The following is a 24,306-nucleotide window of genomic DNA, read 5'->3' as shown; positions in this document are numbered from 1 at the left end:
CGTTCGCCCGTGAGCCGGAAGCCTGCTGATGTCTGAAACCCATCCGTCCGCCGAAACCACCGCAGCGGAGGCCGGCGGCAACACCGTCGACCAGGCCGTCGCCCAGGGCGGCGCCTATGAAGTCCTGCGCCGCCGCCTGGCCGAGCAGGGCCAGCGCCTGCAGGCCCTGGCCGAAGTGCTCAACCGCCAGCGCCTGGCCGAGTTCGGCGACAGCCGGCTGGAAGTGGTCGGGCGTTTCCGCATCCGCAGCGAGAACAACTGCGTCGGCCGCGACATCGTGCAGGTGGGCCCGGACCGCCTGCTGTTCGGCTACAACGTCTTCATCGGTCTGAAAACCCAGACCCGCATCGAGGATGTGTTCGGCCTGTACCGGCTGGTGCAGGGCAGTGACGGCTACGACGTCGCTGCGCTGGAGCTGAAGGGCAGCTTCCTCGACCAGCCCGGCTTCGTGCACGACTTCAATGAGCTGTACGCCTACTACAAGCACGCGCGCCTGCTGCAGCTGATCGTGGTCGGCGACAAACTGCTGGCCTCGTTCCAGATCGGCGAGCGCAGCAGCGACGTACGCGTGTTCCGCTGGGCGCTGTCGCGCGAAGGCGAGCTGACCTACCTCGACGCGCGCGGCGAACGCGATATCGCGCTACCGCCACCGTTCGATTTTGAATGGACCCGGGCCACGCGTGACCTGGCGGTCAGCGGCCGCCATTCGCACCTGAACATCCTCGACACCCTTTTCGTGGAAACCACCGGCGGTGACCTCACCATCAAGGTGGAGAACAACACCGAGACCGGGCAGGGCATCTACAGCGAACCGGTAGAGGACAGCACGCAGTCGCTGGACGATGCCCAGTTCGAGTTCGCCCGCGTCGGTTCGCTGCTGCTGTTGAAGGTGCTGCCCTATCGCGAAACCGTCTGGCGCGGGCTGATCTACAACACGATCACCGGCGACATCGTGCGCAACGATGCGATCGTGCAGGCCTGCGTGCAGCTGCCCGAAGACCACGGCGTGATCTTCCCGGGCGGCTATTACCTGCAGGGCGGCGAGCACAAGGCGTTCGACGCCTCGATGGCCGGCATGCAGTTCAAGCGCAGCATCCGCTCGCCCAACGGCGAGGACGTGCTGTACATCTTCTACGAACGCGAGGGCGGTCGCTCGGCGCTGTTCGTGTACAACACCATCCAGCGCGTGCTGCAGAACCCCGTGTTCGGCCACGGCTATGCCTTCCTGCAGGATGGGCGCATGGTGTTGTTCCATGCCGAGGGCGCCGAACCGACCCGCATCCATCCGATGCAGGTGTGGCAGACGCCGTTCAGCAGCGACGAATTCGCTGCCAGCCGACCGCCCGGCAATACCTTCATGGGCCGCATCGGCAATGCCGAACTGGTGCGCGGCATCTCCAACCTGTTCAACCTGGCGCGCGAGATCGACGGCCAGCACGTGTCGGTGCAGCGCTACCAGCGCCTGGTCGCCGATACCCGCCGCCTGTTCGACACCCACCACTGGCTGGGCGACGATGCCTGCGATGGTGCCGAGGCGCTGCTGCGGCAGATCAGCGCCACCGGCGAATCGGTGCTGGACGAATACGAGAAGGTGCAGTCGATCCGCCAGCAGTCGGCGCAGGCGATGGTTGACGCCGAGGCCAGGCACAAGGCCCTGCTGGGCCGCCTGCAGCCGCAGAACTGGAACGAGGTGCAGGCCTTCGTCGAGGCGCTGAACGAAATCACCGCGCTGCGCGGGCGGCTGCTGACCATCCGCGAGCTGCGCTATATCGATACCACGCGCATCGAGGCCATGGCTGCCGAACTGGTGCAGGCCCAGGACCGCGTCGGTGCGGCAACCGGTGAATTCCTGGCCGGCGATGCCGCACTGGCACCACTGGGCAGCCGCCTGCAGGCGCTGGACGAAGCCGCCCAGCAGGCCAGCAGCGCGCGCCAGCTGGACGAGCAGCTGGACGGCATGCGCGCCATGGCCGCCGACCTGGACATGCTGTCCGAACTGATGGCCGGGCTGAAGGTGGACGATGCCACCGCGCGCACCCGCGTGGTCGAATCCATTTCCGCGCTGTACGGGCGGCTGAACCAGGCGCGCACCCGCGCCGAACAGCGCCGCCGTACCCACGGTTCGGCCGAGGCCGTGGCGCAGTTCGCTGCCCAGTTCGCGTTGTTCTCGCAGTCCATCACCAGCGCGCTGGCGATGGCCAACGATCCGGAAAGGGCCGACGAACAGCTGTCACGCCTGCTGGTGCAGCTGGAAGAACTGGAAAGCCAGTTCGGCGAGCATGAGCAGTTCCTCGGCGACATCCTCAGCAAGCGCGAAGAACTGGTCGAGGCCTTCGAAACGCACAAGCAGGCGCTGCTGGACGACCGCCAGCGCAAGGCGCGTTCGGTACTGGATGCTGCCAACCGCATCCTCGATGGACTGGCCAAGCGCACCGAGCGTTTCGCCACCGCCGATGAACTCAATGCGTTCTTCGCCGGCGATCCGTTGATCCTCAAGCTGCGCGAGCTGGCCGAGCGGCTGCGCACGCTGCGCGACAACGTCAAGGCCGATGACATCGAGGCGCGCCTGAAGGGCGTGCGCGACCAGGCCGTGCGCCAGCTGCGCGACCGCAGCGACCTGTACGAAGCCGGTGGCAACGTGGTCCGGCTTGGCCCGCGCCACCGCTTCAGCGTCAACACCCAGGCCCTGGACCTGACCCTGTTGCCGCGCGGCGACACGCTGGCCATCCACCTGACCGGCACTGACTTCCTGGAAACCCTGCACGACCCGGAACTGGAGGCACTCAAGCCGTTCTGGCCGGTGACGTTGGATTCGGAATCCGATGCGATCTACCGCGGCGAATACCTGGCCGGCAGTCTGCTGCTGGCCGCACAGCAAGGCCACGATGGGCTGGACCTGGCCCAGCTGCAGCACGATGTCGCCACACCCGAAGCACTGGATCAGCGCGTTCGTGCCTTCGCTGCGCCGCGCTATCGCGAAGGCTACGAGCGCGGCATCCACGACCACGACGCCGCGCTGATCCTGCGCGCGCTGCTGCCCTTGCAGCGGTCTGCCGGCACGCTGCGTCACGCCCCGCAGGTGCGTGCGCTGGCCCTGCTGTTCTGGGCGGCGCAGCAGCGCGAAGAAGCGGTACTGCAATGGCCCAGCCGCCAGGCCGGAGCGGAAACCATCGCTCGCCTGTTCGGCTCCGACGAAGGGCGTGACGCCCTGCGCGCGGAAATGGCTGCTGCGCTGAGTGCGTTCTCGCAGTCGCAGTCATTGCCCTTCGACGAAGAAGCCGCCGATGCGGCGGCCGCCTATCTGGGCGAAGAACTGGTCAACGGCGAACCCGTGTTCAGCACCAGCAAGCATGCCCAGGCCCTGCTGGAGGCCCTGGCCCATCAGCTGGACCAGGCCGGGCAGCGCGAAGCACTGGAGCGCGCCCTGCAGCGTACGCAGGATCCGCTGGCCGCGCGCTGGGCACTGGCCGGGCAATGGCTGCGCGCGCTGGCCGGCCTGCCTGCACAGGCCGCGCATGCCGGTTATGCGGACGAGGCCGCTGCACTGCTGTTGGTGCAGCGCCAGCTGCGCACGCGGGCCAGCGATGCGCCGCTGCGCGTGGACGTACCGGGCCTGCTTGGCGAACACCCGCGCATCCACAACGGCTCGCTGTCGTTGTCGCTGGATGACTTCCTGGCGCGCCTGCAGCATCATCTCAAGCGCTTCGTGCCGGATTTCCACGCCTACCAGACCGTGCGCCAGGGCATCATCAACCGCGAGCGGCAGACTCTGCGCCTGTCCGAATTCAAGGCGCGGCCGCTGTCTTCGTTCGTCCGCAACAAGCTGATCAACGACGTCTACCTGGGCGTGATCGGCGACAACCTGGCCAAGCAGATGGGCACGGTCGGCGAGAACAAGCGCAGCGACCTGATGGGCCTGCTGATGATGATCTCGCCCCCGGGTTACGGCAAAACCACGCTGATGGAATACGTGGCGCACCGGCTGGGCCTGGTCTTCATGAAGATCAACGGCCCGGCGCTGGGTCACGAGGTGCGTTCGCTGGACCCGGCACAGGCGCCCGATGCCACCTCGCGGCAGGAACTGGAAAAGCTCAACCTGGCGCTGGAGATGGGCAACAACACCATGCTGTATGTCGACGACATCCAGCACACCCATCCCGAGTTCCTGCAGAAGTTCATTTCGCTGTGCGACGGCACGCGCCGCATCGAAGGCGTGTGGCGTGGCCGCACCCGCACCTACGACATGCGTGGCAAGAAGTTCTGCGTGGTCATGGCCGGCAACCCGTACACCGAGTCCGGTGAGGTGTTCAAGATTCCGGACATGCTGGCCAACCGCGCCGACATCTACAACCTCGGCGATGTGCTGGGAGGCATGGAAGCGGCGTTCACCCTCAGCTACATCGAGAACAGCCTGACCTCCAACCCGGTACTGGCGCCGCTGGCCACGCGTGACATGGCCGACCTGTACGTGCTGGTCGATCGCGCGATGGGCAAGGACGTATCCACCAATGGCCTCAGCCACGCCTACAGCAGTGCCGAGATCAACGAGATCACCGCCACCCTGCAGCGCATGCTGCGCGTTCGCGACGTGGTCTACCGGGTCAACCAGCAGTACATCGCCAGTGCCGCGCAGGACGATCGTTACCGTACCGAGCCGCCGTTCCGGCTGCAGGGCAGCTACCGCAACATGAACAAGCTGGCGGAGAAGATCTCGCCGGTGATGAACGAGGATGAGCTGCAGCAGCTGATCTCCGACCACTACCTGGGCGAGGCGCAGCTGCTGACCACCGGCGCCGAGGAGAACCTGCTGAAGCTGGCCGAACTGCGCGGCGTGCTGGATGAGGTGCAGTCGCAGCGCTGGGCCCAGATCAAGCGCGATTTCCTGCGCAACAAGGCCATGGGCGCCGACGACAGCGATGTCGGTGGACGCGTGGTCGCGCAGTTGGCGGACATCGCCAGCGCGTTGCAGTTGCCGCCGCCCGCGCCGGAAGCGATCGCCGTTGCGGACCCGGCGCCGTGGCCGGCGCTGCTGGAGGCCCTGCATCGCCTTTCAGAGGCGCGTCCCGCCGCTGCGCCGCCGCCGGTCGCGGCAGCCCCCAGCGTGCCGGCCACGGCCCTGGCCGAAGACCTCCAGGCGGGCCTGGCGCCACTGGTGGAGCTGCTGGCGGCATCGCAGGCGCAGCAGGTGCAGGTGTCGCAGACCCTGGCCGCGTTCGCCGGCTGGGCGCGACAGCAGGTCGAGCGGGGCACGCCGAGCGCTGTGGTGGCGCAGCGCGCGCGCGTGCGCCGCGCCGCGACGCCGGAGGAGCGGGCGCTGGATGAGGCGCTGATGCGCCACTTCTACGGCGAGTCATTGCCACCGGAAGACGGCGATGGCATGCCGGCATCCACGCCGCAGCCGCCGCCGCTGCCGTGACCACGCGCGTGCCACTGCCGCCACCGATGCTGCCGGATACGGTCGATGTCGCTGCGCTGGCCGACTATGGTGCGCCGTTGCTGCAGGCGCTGGCGCGGCGCGAAACGCCGTTGCCACCGGATGCGGGCGAGCGCCTGGTGGCTGCGCTTGCGCGCATCGCGCTGGCCTTGCAGGCCGGCAACCCGACGCAGATCCGGCAGCAGGAAGGCTGGTGGGGGCGACTGCTGGGGCGCGATGTCGCTCGCGAAGCAGAAGGGCACGCGCTGCAGTCTCAGCTGGGCGTACTGGCCCTGCAGGCGCGTGAGCAGGCTCAGCACCTGCAGCAGCACATGCAGCTGCGGGCCATGGCGATCGTTGAGCATTCCGCCGCAGCCGCGGCGCTGGACGGCTGGGCCGAACTGGCTGCGTCGCGGCTGACGACGCTGGATAGCGCCGGTCAGGCCGCGCTGTCGCATCGGCTGGACCATCTTCGCCGGCTGGCCTCGCTGCACCGCCTGGAAGCCGGCCAATCGCAGCTGCTGCAGGACCAGGACAACATGCTGCTGCAACGCTTCGCGCGCATCCATGACGTGCTGCTGCCGGCCTGGCGGCAGGCTGTACTGGCGAGCCAGGCCGCTGCGGGCGCTGCGTTGGCTGGCAAGGCTGCCACGTTGCACGCACAGATCGATGACGAGGTGGCCGCGGCTCAGGCTAGACTGCCTTGAGCCGGCCGCCGCTGCCGCTTACCCAACTGCAAGGAGACTGCCCGATGACCCAGGACAGCCAGACCCCCGGTGCCCTCGTACCCGGCACGACCACCGCCACTGCGCTCGATGAAGGTGCGCTGCAGGCGCTGGGACTGGTACGCGAGGATCTGCCGCGCATCGCCGAGATCCGTCTGGAACTGGACGATCTGCGCCCGGGCAACCTGCAGGTGTTCGGCCGCGAGGCGGCCACGCGCACCGCCGCGTTCTCCAGCCAGTTGCTGGACCAGGTCCGCAATCGTGACCTGGATGCCAGTGGCGAGAAGCTGGGCGAGGTGGTGCGCATCGCGCGCAGCCTGAAGCTGGACGGCTTCGCCCAGCGTTCGAAGGTGCCGGTGATAGGTGGTCTGATCGACCGCATACGCGCCTCCAAGGGCGAGCTGGTGCAGAAGTTCAGCGACACCAACGCGCAGATCGAACAGCTGCTGGCCGACGTCGGCGTGCAGCAGGCGTTGATGGGCAAGCGCGTGGGGGAGTTCGACCGCATGCACGATATCGTCCGCGAAGAACGTCGTGCGCTCGGCCTGTATGCGGCAGCGGGCAAGCAGCGGCTGGCCGAACTGCAGGCCGAACAGCTGGCCGGGCAGGGCAGTGAGGACCCCCAGCAGCGCATCCGCCAGGGCGAGATCGACAATGCGATCCGGTTGATCGAGAAGCGCGTGTCCGACCTGCTGCTGATGCAGCACGCCGCCGACCAGTCGCTGCCGATGATCCGCCTGATCCAGGCCAACGCGCTGCAGCTGATCGAGAAGTTCAACACCGTCCGCGACATCACCATTCCGTCGTGGAAGCGCCAGTTCGCCATCCAGCTCTCGCTGGGCGAACAGAAGGCTGCGGTCGAACTGTCCACGGCCATCGATGACGCCACCAACGAATTGATGCGTCGCAATGCCGACCTGCTTCGCCAGGCCTCGGTGGATACCGCGCGCAGCAACCAGCGCGGCGTGATCGACGTGGCCACGCTGCGCCATGTGCACGACCAGCTGATCGCCACGGTGGAAGAAGTGCGCAGCATCCACCGCGAAGGGATGCAGCAGCGGCAGCAGGCCGAAGTCGAGCTGTCGCGCCTGCGCGAAGACCTGCAGCAGCGCCTGGCCACACCGACCGCCAGCTGAAAAAAGGGGACGGAGGGAATTAAGTCGTTTGTGCCACTTGCGACTTAATTCCCTCCGTCCCCTTTTTTTTGTCAGCGGAGTTGCTGGCCCAGCCAGTCGGCGAGCGCATCCACGCGCGCATCAGGTGGTCCGTCCGGTCGCGCCAGCACCCAGAAACCACCGGTGGCGGCAAACCCCCACGGCGCGACCAGTCGCCCGGCGGCCAGATCCTCGGCCACCAGTGGCTCGGGTGCGATCGCCGGGCCCAGCCCGGCCACCGCTGCCTCCAGCAGGTAGTACAGATGCTCGAAGGCCGTCCCCAGCTGCAGCTTCGCGGGGTCCAGAGCGTGCGCCTGCGCCCACGCCGGCCACGCCTGCGGCCGCGAGCTGGTGTGCAGCAGCGTCTCCTGAAGCAGCGCTGCGGGCGGTACATGCCGCAGGCGCTGCGCGGCCGGATGCGAGGGGGCCACCACCACGCCGACCCGTTCCGGGGCCAGCTCACGCACCTGCCAGCCGCGCGGCCACGGCCCCTGCGCCAGCAGCAATACCGCATCCAGTGCCGCCTGTGCTTCGGTGAAGCTGCCATCCAGCGCTGACCACTGCAGGCGCACGCCGGGCAGGGCGGCCTGCAGCGCAGGCAGGCGCGGGATCATCCAGCGCGCCAGCACGCTGCCGCTGCAGCCCAGTACCAGCGCCGGGGCCGCCGCCGGCCGCCGCAGTTCGCGCACGCAGTCTTCGATGCCGCCGAAGGCCTCGCTGCACGCTGCCTGCAGCCGCGTGCCCGCAGCGGTCAGGCGCAGGCCACGACCGGCCCGCTGGAACAAGGCCAGGCCAAGGTGATCCTCCAGCAGCTTCAATTGCCGACTGACCGCACCATGGGTGACGTGCAGGTCCTGCGCGGCGCGACCAACGCCGCCGAGACGGGCCGTGGCCTCGAACGCGCGCAGTGCATTGAGTGGAGGCAGCAGGGAACGGCTCACGTGAGATTTCCTGACGATATGCGCCAGATAATATCCATTTTCCGGTCACGACCCGTGCGCTAGAGTATCCACCTGTCTGAACCACCGGTCGTATCCATGTCTGCCTCCCCCATTGCCGACTATCACGCTTTCCCGGATGCCCAGGGCCACTTCGGCCGCTACGGCGGCAGTTTCGTTGCCGAAACCCTGGTCGGCCCGCTGCAGGAACTGGCCCAGGCCTATGACCAGGCGCGCCAGGATCCCGCATTCCAGCTGGCCTACGACCGCGACCTGGCCCATTACGTGGGCCGGCCAAGCCCGATCTATCACGCCCAGCGCCTGAGCGATCACGTCGGCGGCGCGCAGATCCTGCTCAAGCGCGAGGACCTGAACCACACCGGCGCGCACAAGATCAACAACACCATCGGCCAGGCCCTGCTGGCGGCGCGGATGGGCAAGAAGCGCATCATTGCCGAGACCGGCGCCGGCCAGCATGGCGTGGCCAGCGCCACGGTCGCAGCGCGGCTGGGCCTCGAATGCGTGGTGTACATGGGCGCCACCGACATCGAGCGGCAGAAGATCAACGTCTACCGCATGAAGCTGCTGGGCGCGACGGTGGTGCCGGTCACCTCCGGCTCGGCCACCCTGAAGGACGCGCTCAACGAAGCCATGCGCGACTGGGTGACCAACGTGCAGGACACGTTCTACATCATCGGCACCGTGGCCGGCCCGGATCCGTATCCGCGCATGGTCCGTGACTTCAATGCCATCGTCGGTCGTGAAGCGCGCGAGCAGATGCTGGCCGAGTACGGCCGCCTGCCGGATGCGATCACCGCCTGCGTGGGCGGCGGCAGCAACGCGATCGGCCTGTTCCATGCCTTCCTCAACGACCGCCAGGTCGAGATCGTCGGCGCTGAAGCGGCAGGTGATGGCATCAGCACCGGCCGTCACGCCGCCTCGATCGCTGCCGGTCGCCCGGGCGTGCTGCACGGCAACCGCACCTATGTGCTGTGCGATGACGACGGCCAGATCATCGAGACCCATTCGGTGTCGGCAGGCCTGGACTATCCTGGCGTCGGTCCGGAGCACGCGTTCCTGGCCGATACCGGTCGCGCACGCTATCTCGGCATCACTGACGAGGAAGCGCTGCAGGCATTCCATCTGCTGGCCCACACCGAAGGCATCCTGCCGGCGCTGGAGTCCAGCCACGCGCTGGCGCAGGCGATCAAGCTGGCGCGTGAGCGTCCGCACGACCAGATCGTTCTCTGCAATCTGTCCGGCCGTGGTGACAAGGACGTGCATACAATTGCCGCGCGCGAAGGGCTGGTACTGTGAGCGCGCTGCTGCGGAACAGCGGCGTGCTTCTGCTGGCACTGGGCCTGGCCGCGTGCCAGCCGCCGGAACCACCAGTGCTTGCGCCGGCTGCCAAGGCCACCACGCAGCCCGCACAGCAGCCGGCCGCCAATGATGACCTGGATCCGATGGCGCGTACGCCGATCGTCGATCCGCCCTCCGAAGAGGAGACGAACAGCGATGACGCGCCGGCGGTGGCGTCGGTGGCGCTGGACCACGCCGGTGACGTGCTGGTTGGCCAGCATATGGGGGACCTGAAGTCACTGGGACCTTGGCAGGCACAGGGCGCGAAAGAGTTCTTCGAAGGCGACTGCGAGTACTACGACGGCAGGGGGCTGCCGCCGGGCGTGTCGATGATGACCAACGACGACCGCGTGGTCCGTTTTGACCTGAAGCCGGGCGACGACCCGGAGCTGCCGGTTGAACAGCCCGGTCCGTTCGGCCTGCGCATCGGCATGACCCGTGCCCAGGCCATGGCCCTGTTCCCGAAGCCGCCGGTATCCAGCCCGCATGCCTACGACGGTGACCAGGCTGAGTACCTCACCTGGCAGGATCCGGGTTCGGACCTGGGCATCCGCCTGGAACTGTATGAAGGGAAGGTCACCCGGATGTACTGGGGGACCAGTGATGCGATTGAACTGATTGAAGGATGTGCCTGAGATGCCTGTATCCCGACTCGATGCCTGTTTCCAGCGCCTGCGCGAGCAGCAGCGCAAGGCACTTATCCCCTTCGTCACCGCCGGTGATCCCTCCTTGGAGGCCACTGTGCCGGTCATGCATGCGCTGGTCGAGGCCGGTGCCGATGTGATCGAGCTGGGCGTGCCGTTCTCTGATCCCATGGCCGACGGCCCGACCATCCAGCGCAGCTCCGAACGCGCGCTGGCGCGGGGAGCCGGCAGCCGCTACGTGCTGCAGGCCGTGGCGCAGTTCCGCGAGCGTGACGCGCACACGCCGGTGGTACTGATGGGCTACCTGAACCCGGTGGAGATCCACGGCTACGCGGCCTTCGCCAAGGCGGCCGTGGAGGCCGGTGTGGATGGTGTGCTGCTGGTCGACCTGCCACCGGAAGAAGCCGGTGAAGCGCAGCAGGCCTTCGATGCAGCCGGCCTGGCGCTGGTGCTGCTGGCCTCGCCGACCACCAGCGAGGCGCGTGCCGACAAGCTGCTGGCGCTGGCGCGTGGCTATCTCTATTACGTCAGCTTTGCCGGTGTCACCGGCGCTTCCGAGCGCCTGGACAGTGATGCCGCCAGTGCCCGTCTGCAGGCGCTGCGCGCGCGCGCCTCGGTGCCGGTGGTGGCCGGCTTCGGCATCAAGGATGCCGACAGTGCCGCGGCCATGGCCCGCCAGGCCGACGGCGTGGTGGTGGGCAGCGCGCTGGTGGCGGCGCTGGCCGAAGCGGATTCGGCCGAAGACGCAGCCCTGCGCGCTCGGACCTTCCTGGCCCCGTTGCGCCAGGCGCTGGACGCGTAATGGTAGCGCCGGGCCACGCCCGGCGGTGCGGCAGGCGGGACATCCGCCGGGCATGGCCCGGTGCTACCCAGCACCTAAACGTACGTCCCAGCATGGTTTTTTCCAGCACCCCCATGCCCGGCAAGGGGGTGCACGGGCAGGGAAAGCGGAGCTAGACTGTCCGCCTTTGCGGCCCCCGGGCCGCCCTGAACGGAAGTGTCCTCCCGCATGAGTTGGCTCAGCAAGTTGATGCCGTCCGGCATCCGCACCGACAACACCCCCAGCAAGAAGCGCAGTGTCCCCGAGGGCCTGTGGGAAAAGTGCAGCAACTGCGGCAGCGCGTTGTACCGTCCGGAACTGGAAGAAAACCTGGAGGTCTGCCCGAAGTGCGGCCATCACATGGCGATCCGCGCGCGCGCGCGCCTGGCCGCCCTGTTCGACGCCGACAGCACCACCGAGATCGGTGCGCGCCTGGGGCCGACTGACCTGCTCAAGTTCAAGGACCAGAAGAAGTACAGCGAGCGCATCAAGATCGCGCAGAAGAACACGGGTGAGTACGACGCGCTGATCGCCATGCGCGGCCTGCTCAAGGGCCGTGCGTTGGTCGCCTCGTCGTTCGATTTCGCCTTCATGGGCGGCTCGATGGGCTCGGTGGTGGGTGAGCGTTTCGCGCTGGCTGCTGAAATCGCAGTGGAGATCGGTGCGCCTTACGTGTGCTTCTCGCAGAGCGGCGGCGCGCGCATGCAGGAAGGCCTGTTCTCGCTGATGCAGATGGCCAAGACCTCGGCCGCGCTGGGCAAGCTGCGCGAAGCTGGCCTGCCGTACATCTCGGTGCTGACCCACCCGACCACCGGTGGCGTGTCGGCCTCCTTCGCAATGCTGGGCGACATCAACATCGCCGAACCGCAGGCGCTGATCGGCTTTGCCGGCCCGCGCGTGATCGAGCAGACCGTGCGCGAGAAGCTGCCGGAAGGCTTCCAGCGTTCGGAGTTCCTGCTGGAGCACGGTGCCATCGACCAGATCTGCGACCGCCGCGAGATGCGTGACCGCCTGTCCGATCTGCTGGCCATGCTGGGTCGCCAGCCGGCGCCGGAGGTGGCTTGATGGGAGGCCGCAAGTACTTCGGTACTGACGGCATCCGCGGACGGGTCGGCCAGGGCGTGATCTCGGCGGACTTCGTGCTGCGGCTGGGCAATGCCCTGGGCCGTGTCCTGGTGGCCCAGCGCGGCCAGGACGGGCGCCGACCGATCGTGGTGATCGGCAAGGACACCCGCATTTCCGGCTACATGTTCGAGGCGGCGCTGGAGGCCGGCCTGGTCGCTGCCGGTGCCGATGTGCAGCTGCTGGGACCGATGCCGACGCCGGCAGTGGCGTTCCTGACCCGCACGCTGGGCGTGGACGCCGGCATCGTCATCAGTGCCTCGCACAATCCGCATTACGACAACGGCATCAAGTTCTTCTCCGCCCAGGGCGAGAAGCTCGACGATGCCACCGAACTGGCCCTGGAAGCGGCACTGGACGTTCCGTTCACCACCGTTGAGTCGGAAAAACTGGGCAAGGCATCGCGCGCGCGCGAGGCGGTCGGCCGCTACATCGAGTTCTGCAAGGCCAGCGTGCCGCGCACATTCGACCTGCGTGGCCTGCGCCTGGTGCTGGATTGCGCGCACGGTGCCACCTACCAGATCGCGCCGCTGCTGTTCCGCGAACTGGGTGCCGAGGTGATCGGCATCGGTGCCGAGCCCAATGGCGTGAACATCAACGCCGGCGTCGGTTCCACCCATATCGACAACCTGGCGGCCAAGGTCCGCGAGACGCGTGCCGATCTCGGCATCGCGTTCGACGGTGATGGCGATCGCGTGCTGATGGCTGACGACCAGGGCAACCCGGTGGACGGCGATGACCTGCTGTACATCCTGGCCCGTGCGTGGAAGGCCGAAGGCCGCCTGCGCGGCCCGGTGGTCGGTACGCTGATGAGCAATTACGGCGTGGAGAAGGCGTTCGCCGACCTGCAGATACCGTTCGTGCGCAGCAACGTTGGTGATCGTTACGTGCACCAGGCGCTGGTGGAAGGTGGTGGGGTGCTTGGTGGCGAAGCCTCCGGCCACCTGCTGTGCCTGGACCGGGCCACCACGGGGGATGGCATCGTGAGCGCGCTGCAGTTGCTGGTGGCACTGCGCAACAGCGGCCAGACCCTGCGCCAGGCGCTGAAGGGACTGGAGCGGGTACCACAGAAGACGGTCAACGTGCGGTTGGGCAATGTCTCGGCCAAGGCCACGGTGCAGGCCGACAGCGTGCAGGCCGCGCTGGCGGCCGCGCAGCAGTCGGTGGCCGGTCGCGGTCGCGCGTTCCTGCGCCCGTCCGGTACCGAGCCGGTGGTGCGGGTTACCGTGGAGGCCGATGACGCCACGCTGATGCAGGAAACGCTGGATCGGCTGTCTGCAGCGGTGCGCGAAGCCGCTGCCTGAGGCAGCTGTGCATTGGCCCAAACAAGAACGCCCCGTAAAGTCGGGGCGTTTTTCGTTCAGGCGGCAGGGCTGCGCGAGGCTCACGGCCCCGGCACCATCTTCTTCTGCCGCGCCTTGAAACCATTGAACAGCGGCGCGATCAGGGGGCTGTAGCTCTGGGCGATGCGCTTGCGCAACCAGCTCGCAGGGCGGTTGCGGATCGCGAAGCGGTAGATGCGTTCCGGATCGCCGCCCACAACGTTGCGGCCGAACGGGTGGGTGGTGTGCAGGTAGCGGAAGCCGTGCTCGCGTGCCACCTCGATGTGGTCCTGGTCGAAATCGCCATAAGGCCAGCACAACGTATCGGACACCTCGCCGAGCTTGTCCCGCAGGACTTCGCGCGAGACTGCCAGATCGTGGCTCAGGCCCGCACGGCGCTGTGCGCGGTCCAGGTCATCGCGGCGCAGCCAGCGGGTGTGGGTATGGGTGTGGCAATGCACTTCGAAGGTGCCGGCGGCGATGGCCGCGCGCGCTTCGCTCCAGCGCATCATCACGTCGTCGCTGCGGTTATGCTCGTAGATCGCCGCTTCGCAGCCGCGGTGGTCCGGCGTGGCAGGCAGCACTGCCCCAGCAAGCCCCGCATGGGGCCGCTCCGAGCCTTCGCCCATCCAGCCGGTGACCACGAACACCACTGCGTGCATGCCGTACTTCTGCAGGATCGGGTGCGCATATACCCAGTTGTCCAGGTAGCCATCGTCGAAGGTGATCACGATCGACTTGCGCGGCACCGGCTTGCCGGCCAGGAAGCCGGCGTACTGGTCCAGTGTCAGCGAAGTCCAGCCGTTGCCGGCCAACCAGGCGATCTGGCTTTCGAAATTCTCCGGTGACACGGTGATCATGCCCGGCGACGGACTGACGTGGTGGTGCATGAGCACCGGTACGGTTCGGGCATCAGCCATGTCCCAGCTCCCTCAGCCACTGGCGGTAGTAGTGTTCGGTGGTCTCACCGTGGCCATCGGGGGTGAACCGGTGCGCGCCGTGCATCCAGTCCCACCCGGCGCGGCCCATCTGCCGCCGCCGTTCCGGATCTTCCACCAGCAGGCGCAGTGCGCCTGTCAGGGCTGCATTGTCGCCCAATCGGGTGAGGATGGCATTGCTGCCATCGACCACCATCTCCGGCACGCCACCCACGCGCGTGGCCACGATCGGCACCCCGACATAGGCGGCCTCCAGGAACACGGTGCCGGCCGCTTCCTTGTGCGAAGCCAGCGCGAAGATGTCGAAGCCGGCCATCAGCCGGCACGCGCCGTCACGATAGCCGAGCAGGTGGACCTGCTGCTGCAGCCCGTGCTCGTCGCGCAGCGCCTGCAGCCGATCCATGACCGGCTGGCCATCGCCGATCACCACCAGATGCAGGTTCGGATGCGTCCTGCACAGCGGCACCATCGCCTGCAGGAGGTCGGCATGACCCTTGGGTTCGCGCAGCACCGCCACGCAGCCGACCACGATGTCCTGTTCGCCGAAGCCGAGCTCGGCGCGCACTTCCGCGCGCACCTCCTGCAGGCATTGCCAGGGATCGGCCTTGCGGATCTCGCTCCAGCGCGGCGGGACTGCCATTGGCGGCACGATGCCGATGTGCTCGGCCGCAATGCCGCGCTCGGCCAGCAGCTGCTTGACGAAGCTGCTGACGGTCAGCACCCGGTGCGGCAGGCCGGTATAGGTCAGCAGCGAGTTGACCGGGCTCATCAGGTGGCGCGAGCGTACTACCAGCGGCGTGCCGCCCAGGCGTGCGCCGGCGGCGGCGATCAACGTGTCACGGCGGCTGGTGGTGTTGACCACATCGTAGCGCTCGCGCCGCACCAGGCGCGAGACTGACCAGATGCCGCGCAGCAGGCGCAGCAGGCCGCCCATGCGCAGGGTGTGCACGGTGAAACCGTCGTCGCGGGCCAGCTTGGCCAGTCGCGCTTCGGGCTGGCACAGCAGCGCCACCTCATGGCCACGCGCGCGCATCACCTGCATGTGGCGAAAGATGTAGATCTCCTGTCCGCCCATTCCCTTGGCGGCTTCGGTGTGCAGGATGCGCAGCGGACGGTTCATGCGGGATCGATCCTTGAAGGTCAGCGGTTGCGGAAGCGGGTCAACGCTTCCCATGCAGTGCGTACGGCAGCCGCATCAGGGGCCTGCTGGGGCAGCGGGAGGTAGTGCCGGTCCAGGGCTGTGGCGTTGCCGAACTTGTCGAACACGTAGATCGCCTCGCCATGGCGTATCGCGCGCTGCGACCAGCTTTCGACCACCAGGGCACGCGGGCCCTGCGGTTCGGCCAGCAGATCCTGGCCGGTGCTGAAGTCGCCCAGTGCGTTCTCGCAGCCCAGGGCATGGCGCATCAGGGTCGGTACCCAGTCCTCATGCGAACTGATGCGTGCTTCGCGGCCGCTGCCCTGGCCGGGCCAGTGCAGCACGAACGGGACCTGCAGCTGGTAGTCGGAGAAGTTGCCGTTGTGGCCCCAATAGTTCAGCTTGAGGTCGTTGAACTCTTCGGCATGGTCGCCGGTGACCAGCACGATGGTGTCCTCGGCCAGGCCCTGTGCGCGCAGGTCGTCCAGCAGCGAGCCGATCAGGCTGTCTGCGTAGTGCACCGCGGTGCGGTAGCGGTTGAGTTCCGGCGTAGGGTCATGCTCCGGGCCGAATTTGAGGAAGTCGATGTCCGCGGCCATCGGCGTCGCCACTGGCGGGTAACCGTCGGGCATGTGGTAGGGCGCGTGGGTGGAGTCGAGGAACACGAAGCCGAACCACGGGCGCTGCGCCGCCTGGCTGGCGCGGATGTCCTGCTGCAGTGCACTGATGATCGCGCGGTCGCGGCCGTCGGACTTCAGTGCCGATGGCCCCTGGTGCAGCTGGTCGCGCACATCGGCGAATGCCGTGCGATCGAATTCCGGGCTGTACAACGGCGCACTGCCGTACAGGTGCAGGTCGTAGCCCTGCTGGCCCAGCACCTGGAACAGCTGCGAGCCGCGCTGCTCGTCGAGCATGCTTGGCCAGTAACCACCGGGCAGGCCGTACAGCAGCCCGAACAGGCCGTAGCGGGTGGCATTGCCGGTGCTGAAGTGGTGGTCGAACACGCGCGCGTCCTGCGCCAGCGCCGACGTGTTGGGCATCAGCTGCGGTGTCAGCACGTCCTGGCGCAGCGATTCCAGCACCACCATCAGCACATTGGGACGATGCGGGTTCTGGCAGCGCAGCGGGTGCAGTGGGTACTGCAGCTGCGCATGCCGCGGGTCGGGCAGGCCGGCCTGCTGCTGGCTGACCACGCCCAGGCGCCGCATGAAGCTCTTGGCGGTGATCGGTTGCGCCCACGGCAGGTAGTTCCACTGCCCGATCACATCGCGGTCGCCGCGGGCGTCGTAGTAGGCGGTGGCGACCTGGCCGCCAGCCATCAGAAGCGCGACCGCTGCCCACGTCTGCAGCACCCGTCGCCGGCGCGGCGCTGCCGGCAGCAGCTTCCAGCACGCCCAGGCCAGCAGGCCTTCGGCGGCAAAGACCGCGGCGACCAGCAGCGCGACCTGCAGCCAGGTCTTCCAGGACAGGGCGACCTGGTCCTGCAGGGCGCCGCCGAACACCATATTGATGACCATGGCGTTGAGGTGGAAGCGGTACAGGGTGAACACCTTGGCGTCGACCAGCAGCAGGCACAGCCACAGGCCCTGCAGGAGAACGGCGCTGATGCTCAGCGTACGGGCAGTGCGTGGCCACAGCCCCAGCAGCAACGGCAGCAGGCCGGCCAGCGCGCCGAACGCGAGCAGGTGGCCGGGCAGGGCGATCGCGAGGTAGGCCAGGCCCGCGCTGCCGCCTGGATTGTCCCGCAGCGGCACGTTGCCCAGTGTGATCGCCGCAGCCAGGGCCGCATTGCCGGCGACGAACAGCGACCACCAGGCCAGCCGGCGCCAACGCCGGGTGGAACCTTCAAGGGCGGGTGCGGCAGGGGCGGCTGCGGACATGGCGGGGCGGATTCAAGGAGCGGGCAAAGGGTCGGGCCCAACGTGACGGAAGCGTTAATCCGCGCGCGGGTCGCGCATTGTATCGGTTTGTTTCTTCGTATCGAGTGGCGTCCCCCGGGCGATCTGGCACAATGTTCAGGCGGGCCATGAATACGCGGGCCCCCAGACCCAATGACAAGCCAGGAATCGCTGTGAGCCAGATCCCCACCCTCGACATCACCCGTTTCGACAGCGACCGCGAGGCCTTCGTGGCCGAGCTGGGCGCGGCCTACCGCCAATGGGGATTCGCGGGCATCCGCAACCACGGCATCCCGCAGGCCGACATCGACGCGGCCTACGATGTCTTCAAGGCCTTCTTCGCCCTGCCGGACGAGGTCAAGCGCAAGTACCACGTGGCTGGCAGCGGCGGCGCCCGCGGCTACACCCCGTTCGGCGTGGAAACCGCCAAGGGCTCCAAGCACTTCGACCTGAAGGAGTTCTGGCACATCGGTCGCGAGATCGCCGATGACTCCAAGTACCGTGACGTGATGGCGCCGAACCTGTGGCCGACCGAGGTCGAGGGCTTCCGTGAGCGCGGCTACGGCCTGTACCAGGCGCTGGACAACCTGGGCTCGCGCGTGCTGTCGGCGCTGGCCCTGCACATTGGCCTGCCGGAGGACTTCTTCGCCGACAAGACCAACTTCGGTAATTCGATCCTGCGCCCGATCCATTACCCGCCGATCACCACCGACGACATTCCGAACGTGCGTGCCGGCGCCCATGGCGACATCAACTTCATCACTCTGCTGGTCGGTGCCAGTGCCGCGGGCCTGGAAGTGCAGTCGCATGATGGTGAGTGGGTGCCGTTCACCTCGGACGCGGACACCATCGTGGTCAACATCGGCGACATGCTGCAGCGCCTGACCAACCATGTGTACCCGTCGACCATCCACCGCGTGGTCAACCCCCCGGGCGAGCTGGCCCGCCAGCCGCGCTACTCGGTGCCGTTCTTCCTGCACCCGAACCCGGATTTCCTGATCGACGTGCTGCCGTCCTGCATCACCCCGGAGAACCCGAGCCGGTACCCGGAGCCGATCACCGCCCACGGCTTCCTCGAGGAACGCCTGCGCGAGATCAAGCTGAAATAATGAAGAAGCCGCCGAAAGGCGGCTTTTTCATTACGGGTAGCGCAGGGCCATGCCCGGCGAGCGCAGCGGAGGGTGTTCGGCAGGGTTGCACCCTGCACCCGCAGAGGCCAAAGCCAAAGCCAAAGCGGCTCTGGATTTCTGCGCCTTCGACAGTTTCCCGGTGACGGTTGGCAAATCGTGATTTCCGGTAGGTGTCGACCTTGGTCGGCACGGTAGATCCACGCCATGCGTGGTTGAGATCTGTCAGATCGAAGCGGGGTAGGGGGCTGGTCCAACCCGGCAGCCACCCGGAATGCCGCTTTTGCTTTTGATCTTCTTTTTCTTTCCGTGGCGGGCGGAACCGCCGGAATGTGTCAGGGGCCGGGGGGGGGGGGGGGGGGGGGGGGGGGGGGGGGGGGGGGGGGGGGGGGCGCGCCCCCCCCCCCCCCCCCCCGGCGGGCGCCCCCCCCCCCCCCCCCCCCCCCCCCCCCCCCCCCCGGCCAAGCCCACCAATCCAACCGGGGCTCTCCTCGACCAACCCCACCCCGCCACGAAGGGCTGCGCCGTTGGCTGAAAATCCATGTAACCGCTTACACGGAAACGGATTTTTGCCGTAACGGGTATCATGACCGGCTGACTTCACACAGGAGCCACCCGCTCATGCGCCGCAAGATCGTCGCCGGAAACTGGAAGCTGCATGGCAGCCGTCAATTCGCCAATGAACTGCTGGGGCAGGTGGCCGCCGGGCTGCCGCTGGACGGGGTGGACGTGGTGATCCTGCCGCCGCTGCCGTATCTGGGTGAACTGGTCGAGGACTTTGGTGACACCGGCCTGGTGTTCGGTGCCCAGGACGTGAGCAGCAACGAGAAGGGCGCCTACACCGGCGAGGTCTGTGCCGCCATGCTGCACGAGGTCGGGGCCCGCTATGGCCTGGTCGGCCACTCCGAGCGCCGCCAGTACCACCATGAAAGCAGCGAACTGGTCGCACGCAAGTTCGCCGCGGCCCTGCATGCCGGCCTGGTGCCGGTGCTGTGCGTGGGTGAGACCCTGGAGCAGCGCGAAGCGGGGCAGACCGAGGCGGTCATCGCCAGCCAGCTGGCACCGGTGCTGGAGCTGGTGGGTGCCGCCGGCTTTGCCCAGGCGGTGGTTGCCTATGAGCCGGTCTGGGCCATCGGTACCGGCCGTACCGCCAGCAAGGAGCAGGCACAGCAGGTGCACGCGTTCATCCGTGGCGAAGTCGCGCGCATCGATGCTAGAATCGCTGATTCACTGCCCATTGTTTACGGCGGTAGCGTGAAGCCCGACAATGCCGGGGAACTGTTCGCGCAGCCGGATGTCGATGGTGGGCTGGTCGGCGGCGCCTCCCTGGTGGCCGCGGACTTCCTGGCCATCGCAAGGGCGGCGGCCGCGAACTAATCCTAGAAGTATTGTCCGAGGGCGGTTTCCAATGCTGATGTTGATCCTCAATGTCGTCTACGTGCTGGTCGCTGTGGCCATGATCGCGCTGATCCTGATGCAGCGTGGCTCGGGTGCGGCGGCGGGTTCGGGCTTTGGTGCCGGCGCCTCGGGTACGGTGTTCGGTGCGCGTGGCGCCTCGAACTTCCTGTCCAAGTCGACCAAGTGGCTGGCTGTCGTGTTCTTCGGCATCAGTCTCTTCATGGCCTGGTATGCCGGTCATGGCAGCCGTCCGGCGGCCGACCAGGATCTGGGCTTGATGTCCGCCCCGGCGGTGACTGCTCCGGCGGCTCCGGCAGGCGAATTGCCGGCCGTTCCGAAGGCCGATGCGGTCCCGGCAGCCCCGGTTCCGGCCGCGAATGTGCCGGCTCAGGCGGAATCTTCGGTTTCTGGTGAAGAAAAGCCTTCGGAAGGCTCCCAGAAACACTGAAGCCGGTTACAATACGCGGCGCATCGGGAAGATAGTCTGATGTGATCGTTTGCCCAGGTGGCGGAATTGGTAGACGCACTACCTTGAGGTGGTAGCGACTTAGGTCGTAGGGGTTCGAGTCCCCTCTTGGGCACCATTTGTAAGTAAAGCGGGTTCGCCTGGCGCGCAAGGCGCCAGGTAGATTCCCGTCCACTCCCCCATGCCAAAGCGCCTGCAGGCGCAGCGGCAGAGGCAAGAGAGAATCGCTGTGCTGGCCGAATATTTGCCGTCTCTGCTGTTTCTGATCGTTGCCACCGGTATCGGCATTACGCTGATGCTGGTTGGTCGATTCCTCGGTCCCCGCCGCCCCGATCTGGAAAAGCTGTCGCCGTATGAGTGCGGCTTCGAGGCCTTCGAAGACGCGCGCATGAAGTTCGACGTGCGCTACTACCTGATCGCGATCCAGTTCATCGTCTTCGACCTGGAAATCATCTTCATCGTGCCGTGGACCCAGGTCTTCATGGAGCTGGGCGCCCGTTCGCTCATCACCATGGGCCTGTTCGTCGGCATGCTGTTCCTCGGTTTCATTTACGTCTGGAAGAAGGGAGCGCTGGAATGGGAGTGATTCAGACTCTCGATGGCCTCATGAACAACCCCACGCCGGAAGGTCGGGTTGATGACATCCTGCGGCCGGAAGGCGACAACCCGCTGCTGGAGAAGGGCTTCGTCACCACCAGCGTCGATGCACTGCTGAACTGGGCGCGCACCGGCTCGATGTGGCCGATGACCTTCGGCCTGGCCTGCTGCGCGGTCGAGATGATGCACGCAGGCGCCGCGCGCCTGGACCTCGACCGCTACGGCGTGGTGTTCCGCCCGTCGCCGCGTCAGTCCGACGTGATGATCGTGGCCGGTACCCTGGTCAACAAGATGGCCCCGGCGCTGCGCAAGGTCTACGACCAGATGCCGGACCCGAAGTGGGTCATCTCCATGGGTAGCTGCGCCAACGGCGGTGGCTATTACCACTACTCCTATTCTGTCGTGCGCGGCTGTGATCGCGTGGTGCCGGTGGACGTCTACGTCCCGGGCTGCCCGCCGACCGCCGAGGCGCTGGTGTACGGGATCCTGCAGCTGCAGAAGAAGATCTGGCGTACACAGACCATCGCCCGCTGACCCCTTCACCTGACAAGAGCGCGCCAAGCCCCCATGGCAGAGCAAGCATCCTTCATCGACCGACTCTCCGCACGTTTCGCAGGTGCGAAGGTCATCGTGGTCGAACCCCGCGGCGAAGTGACGCTGGAAGTGCCTGCCGCCGAGTGGCACGCCACCGCCCTGGCGCTGCGTGACGAGTTTGGTTTCGAACAGGCCGTGGATCTCTGCGGCGTCGATTACCTGGGCTATGGCTCCGACGAATGGGACACCGCTGACGTGTCCTCGCAGGGCTTCAGCCGCGGTGTCGAAGGCAAGGCCCAGGGCCGTTTCGCGTGGGGTGAATTCCCCACCGAGGAAAGCGGTGCCGAGGGCGCCCGCCCGCAGCACATGCCGACCCAGCGTTTTGCCGTGGTCGCCCAGCTGCGTTCGTACCAGCACAACCTGATGATGCACCTGCGCTGCTTCGCCCCTGACGAAGCATTGCCGGTGGTGTCCTCGCTGACCGGCATCTGGCCGGGCCTGAACTGGTTCGAGCGCGAAGCGTTCGACCTGTATGGCGTGATCTTCGAAGGCCACCCGGACCTGCGCCGGATCCTGACCGACTACGGTTTCGTCGGTCATCCGTTCCGCAAGGACTTCCCGCTGATCGGCAATGTCGAAGTCCGCTACGACGAAGAAAAGAAGCGCGTGATCTACGAACCGGTCACCTCGGTGGAGCCGCGCGTCGGCGTGCCGCGCGTGATCCGTGACGACGCCCGTCTGCAGACCGCAGAAGGTGAGCGCGCGCAGGAGGCAGTGAAGTGAGCGAGTTCCACCAGGCCCGCGAAGCGTTCGCGAGCAATCCGGCCGAAGCACGGCAGGAAATCCGCAACTACACCATGAACTTCGGCCCGCAGCATCCGGCCGCGCACGGTGTGCTGCGCCTGATCCTGGAAATGGACGGCGAAACCATCATGCGCGCCGACCCGCACGTGGGTCTGCTGCACCGTGGTACCGAAAAGCTGGCCGAATCCAAGCCGTTCAACCAGTCGATCGGCTACATGGATCGCCTGGATTACGTGTCGATGATGTGCAACGAGCACGCCTACGTGCGCGCGATCGAGACCCTGATGGGTATCGAAGCGCCGGAGCGTGCGCAGTACATCCGCACCATGTACGACGAAATCACCCGCATCCTCAACCACCTGATGTGGCTGGGCTCCAACGCACTCGACCTGGGTGCGATGGCGGTGATGCTGTACGCCTTCCGCGAGCGTGAAGAACTGATGGACTGCTATGAAGCGGTCTCCGGCGCGCGCATGCACGCGGCGTACTACCGTCCGGGCGGTGTCTACCGCGACCTGCCGGACCACATGCCGAAGTACAAGGAATCGCGCTGGCACAAGGGCAAGGCGCTGAAGCAGCTCAATGCTTCGCGCGAAGGCTCGTTGCTGGACTTCCTGGAGAACTTCACCGTCGAGTTCCCCAAGCGCATTGATGAATACGAAACCCTGCTGACCGACAACCGTATCTGGAAGCAGCGTACGGTCGGCATCGGCGTGGTCAGCCCGGAACTGGCCCACCAGTGGGGCATGACCGGCGTGATGCTGCGCGGCTCGGGCGTTGCCTGGGACCTGCGCAAGAAGCGTCCGTACGCAAAGTACGATGCCGTCGATTTCGACATCCCGCTGGGCAAGGAAGGCGACTGCTACGACCGTTACCTGGTCCGCGTTGCCGAAATGCGCGAATCCAACCGCATCATCAAGCAGTGCGTGGCCTGGCTGAAGGCCAACCCTGGCCCGGTGATGGTGAAGAACTTCAAGGTCGCTCCGCCCAAGCGCGAGGACATGAAGGACGACATGGAAGCGCTGATCCACCACTTCAAGCTGTTCAGCGAAGGCTACTGCGTGCCGGCCGGCGAGACCTACTCGGCGGTGGAAGCCCCGAAGGGTGAGTTCGGCTGCTACCTGGTCTCCGATGGCGCCAACAAGCCGTTCCGCGTGCACCTGCGTGCACCGGGCTTTGCCCACCTGTCCTCGATCGATTCGATCGTGCGCGGCCACATGCTGGCCGACGTGGTGGCCATGATCGGTACCTACGATCTGGTGTTCGGCGAGGTTGACCGGTAATGCCGTCCGCCACGCCAACGCCCGCTGCAGGCAGCCGGCGCAAGCCGGCGCCGCAGTTTCTGCAATTTCACGTTATGCATTTCGCTGAGGTCGGCCGATGAAGGCGACAGGTAATTTCGAGGCGGCGCGCGACGTCGACCCGATGGTGGTGCTGAGCGACAAGACCCGCGCTCACATCGATCACTGGCTGTCCAAGTTCCCGCCGGACCGCAAGCGCTCTGCCGTGCTGCAGGGCCTGCATGCGGCCCAGGAGCAGAACGAGGGCTGGCTGACCGACGAGCTGATCGCCGGCGTGGCCAAGTACCTGGACCTGCCGCCGGTGTGGGCCTACGAAGTGGCCAGCTTCTACTCGATGTTCGAGACCGAGAAGGTGGGCCGCAACAACGTGGCCATCTGCACCAACATCAGCTGCTGGCTCAATGGCGCCGAAGACATCGTGCGTCATTGCGAGAAGAAACTGGGCATCAAGCACGGTGAATCGACCCCGGACGGCCGCGTCTACCTCAAGCGCGAGGAAGAGTGCCTGGCCGGCTGTGGTGGCGCGCCGATGATGGTCATCAACGGTCACTACCATGAGCGTCTGACCCTGGAAAAGGTCGACGAGCTGCTGGACGGGCTGGAGTAAG

Annotated in this window: 21 protein-coding genes and 1 tRNA gene; 17 read left to right on the top strand and 5 right to left on the bottom strand. The window is 66.8% G+C overall.

Annotation, left to right across the window (positions count from 1 at the left end):
- Positions 1-28: 28 nt before the first annotated feature.
- Genes V3B41_RS13125 through V3B41_RS13115 form a run of 3 tightly spaced genes read left to right on the top strand, consistent with a single transcriptional unit; the run spans position 29 to position 7,274 of the window.
- Positions 29-5,416, top strand: a complete 5,388-nt coding sequence (locus V3B41_RS13125; RefSeq protein ID WP_329861343.1) for a DNA repair ATPase — start codon at positions 29-31, stop codon at positions 5,414-5,416.
- Positions 5,413-6,120, top strand: a complete 708-nt coding sequence (locus V3B41_RS13120) for a hypothetical protein (RefSeq protein ID WP_049429519.1) — start codon at positions 5,413-5,415, stop codon at positions 6,118-6,120. The genes V3B41_RS13125 and V3B41_RS13120 overlap by 4 nt, the downstream gene beginning before the upstream one ends.
- Before the next feature lie 44 nt (positions 6,121-6,164).
- A complete protein-coding gene (locus tag V3B41_RS13115) occupies positions 6,165-7,274 on the top strand; it encodes a toxic anion resistance protein (RefSeq protein WP_049429520.1) in 1,110 nt (369 codons plus the stop codon).
- A 71-nt stretch (positions 7,275-7,345) separates the two neighbouring features.
- Here V3B41_RS13115 and V3B41_RS13110 read toward each other — a convergent pair whose 3' ends face one another.
- On the bottom strand, positions 7,346-8,233 hold the full coding sequence (locus V3B41_RS13110) for a LysR family transcriptional regulator (RefSeq protein WP_197620070.1): 888 nt from the start codon (positions 8,231-8,233) through the stop codon (positions 7,346-7,348).
- 96 nt (positions 8,234-8,329) lie between these two features.
- On the opposite strand from V3B41_RS13110, the gene trpB reads away from it, so the two are divergent.
- The 5 genes from trpB to glmM all read left to right on the top strand — a co-directional run bounded on the left by trpB (position 8,330) and on the right by glmM (position 13,479).
- Positions 8,330-9,547, top strand: a complete 1,218-nt coding sequence (trpB, locus tag V3B41_RS13105; RefSeq protein WP_049429522.1) for a tryptophan synthase subunit beta — start codon at positions 8,330-8,332, stop codon at positions 9,545-9,547.
- On the top strand, positions 9,544-10,224 hold the full coding sequence (locus V3B41_RS13100) for a hypothetical protein (RefSeq protein ID WP_295549142.1): 681 nt from the start codon (positions 9,544-9,546) through the stop codon (positions 10,222-10,224). Before trpB ends, V3B41_RS13100 begins: the two co-directional genes overlap by 4 nt.
- A 1-nt stretch (position 10,225) precedes the next feature.
- The gene (gene trpA / locus V3B41_RS13095) at positions 10,226-11,035 is read left to right on the top strand and encodes a tryptophan synthase subunit alpha (RefSeq protein ID WP_197633544.1); all 810 of its coding nucleotides are present in this window, start codon (positions 10,226-10,228) and stop codon (positions 11,033-11,035) included.
- 207 nt (positions 11,036-11,242) lie between these two features.
- On the top strand, positions 11,243-12,118 hold the full coding sequence (accD, locus tag V3B41_RS13090; protein WP_295549140.1) for an acetyl-CoA carboxylase, carboxyltransferase subunit beta: 876 nt from the start codon (positions 11,243-11,245) through the stop codon (positions 12,116-12,118).
- Positions 12,118-13,479: a phosphoglucosamine mutase gene (glmM, locus tag V3B41_RS13085; RefSeq protein ID WP_049429525.1), complete on the top strand. Its 1,362-nt coding sequence runs from the start codon at positions 12,118-12,120 to the stop codon at positions 13,477-13,479. The genes accD and glmM overlap by 1 nt, the downstream gene beginning before the upstream one ends.
- Before the next feature lie 80 nt (positions 13,480-13,559).
- On the opposite strand, the gene V3B41_RS13080 is transcribed toward glmM, so the two are convergent.
- The 3 genes from V3B41_RS13080 to V3B41_RS13070 are packed head-to-tail and all read right to left on the bottom strand — an operon-like array spanning position 13,560 to position 17,453.
- Positions 13,560-14,417, bottom strand: coding sequence for a polysaccharide deacetylase family protein (locus tag V3B41_RS13080; protein WP_049429526.1), 858 nt, complete (start codon positions 14,415-14,417; stop codon positions 13,560-13,562).
- Positions 14,410-15,555: a glycosyltransferase family 4 protein gene (locus V3B41_RS13075; RefSeq protein ID WP_049429527.1), complete on the bottom strand. Its 1,146-nt coding sequence runs from the start codon at positions 15,553-15,555 to the stop codon at positions 14,410-14,412. The genes V3B41_RS13080 and V3B41_RS13075 overlap by 8 nt, the downstream gene beginning before the upstream one ends.
- A gap of 20 nt (positions 15,556-15,575) precedes the next feature.
- The gene (locus V3B41_RS13070; protein WP_197620073.1) at positions 15,576-17,453 is read right to left on the bottom strand and encodes a sulfatase-like hydrolase/transferase; all 1,878 of its coding nucleotides are present in this window, start codon (positions 17,451-17,453) and stop codon (positions 15,576-15,578) included.
- Positions 17,454-17,599: 146 nt separating this feature from the next.
- Between V3B41_RS13070 and V3B41_RS13065 the strand changes: the two genes are divergently transcribed.
- Positions 17,600-18,580 (top strand): 2-oxoglutarate and iron-dependent oxygenase domain-containing protein, encoded by a 981-nt coding sequence (locus V3B41_RS13065; protein WP_049429529.1) that lies wholly within the window; start codon positions 17,600-17,602, stop codon positions 18,578-18,580.
- On the opposite strand, the gene V3B41_RS13060 is transcribed toward V3B41_RS13065, so the two are convergent.
- Positions 18,567-18,791: a hypothetical protein gene (locus tag V3B41_RS13060; RefSeq protein ID WP_152906583.1), complete on the bottom strand. Its 225-nt coding sequence runs from the start codon at positions 18,789-18,791 to the stop codon at positions 18,567-18,569. The genes V3B41_RS13065 and V3B41_RS13060 overlap by 14 nt on opposite strands.
- Positions 18,792-19,219: 428 nt before the next feature.
- Here V3B41_RS13060 and tpiA point away from each other — a divergent pair, with 428 nt between their 5' ends.
- The 8 genes from tpiA to nuoE all read left to right on the top strand — a co-directional run bounded on the left by tpiA (position 19,220) and on the right by nuoE (position 24,305).
- Positions 19,220-19,975 carry a triose-phosphate isomerase gene (gene tpiA / locus V3B41_RS13055; protein ID WP_197620720.1) on the top strand — a complete coding sequence of 252 codons (756 nt, stop codon included), beginning with the start codon at positions 19,220-19,222 and terminating at the stop codon, positions 19,973-19,975.
- Positions 19,976-20,006: 31 nt separating this feature from the next.
- Entirely contained in the window at positions 20,007-20,444 is a 438-nt protein-coding gene (gene secG, locus V3B41_RS13050) for a preprotein translocase subunit SecG (protein ID WP_049429531.1), read from the top strand.
- 51 nt (positions 20,445-20,495) lie between these two features.
- Positions 20,496-20,580, top strand: a tRNA-Leu gene (locus V3B41_RS13045).
- Positions 20,581-20,691: 111 nt separating this feature from the next.
- Complete coding sequence (locus V3B41_RS13040) at positions 20,692-21,048, top strand: NADH-quinone oxidoreductase subunit A (protein WP_008265012.1); 357 nt, start codon at positions 20,692-20,694, stop codon at positions 21,046-21,048.
- A complete protein-coding gene (locus V3B41_RS13035) occupies positions 21,039-21,593 on the top strand; it encodes an NADH-quinone oxidoreductase subunit B (RefSeq protein ID WP_005410463.1) in 555 nt (184 codons plus the stop codon). The genes V3B41_RS13040 and V3B41_RS13035 overlap by 10 nt, the downstream gene beginning before the upstream one ends.
- Positions 21,594-21,626: 33 nt before the next feature.
- On the top strand, positions 21,627-22,376 hold the full coding sequence (locus V3B41_RS13030) for an NADH-quinone oxidoreductase subunit C (protein ID WP_049429533.1): 750 nt from the start codon (positions 21,627-21,629) through the stop codon (positions 22,374-22,376).
- On the top strand, positions 22,373-23,680 hold the full coding sequence (locus V3B41_RS13025; RefSeq protein ID WP_049429534.1) for an NADH-quinone oxidoreductase subunit D: 1,308 nt from the start codon (positions 22,373-22,375) through the stop codon (positions 23,678-23,680). Before V3B41_RS13030 ends, V3B41_RS13025 begins: the two co-directional genes overlap by 4 nt.
- Positions 23,681-23,777: 97 nt before the next feature.
- On the top strand, positions 23,778-24,305 hold the full coding sequence (gene nuoE, locus V3B41_RS13020) for an NADH-quinone oxidoreductase subunit NuoE (RefSeq protein WP_006381132.1): 528 nt from the start codon (positions 23,778-23,780) through the stop codon (positions 24,303-24,305).
- Position 24,306: the final 1 nt, after the last annotated feature.

The organism is Stenotrophomonas sp. SMYL89 (genome assembly GCF_036319985.1).
In the GTDB taxonomy this organism is placed as follows: Bacteria; Pseudomonadota; Gammaproteobacteria; order Xanthomonadales; family Xanthomonadaceae; genus Stenotrophomonas; species Stenotrophomonas maltophilia_Q.
Note: the sequence above shows the minus strand (reverse complement) of the source record. Positions and strands in the feature narration are given on the sequence as shown.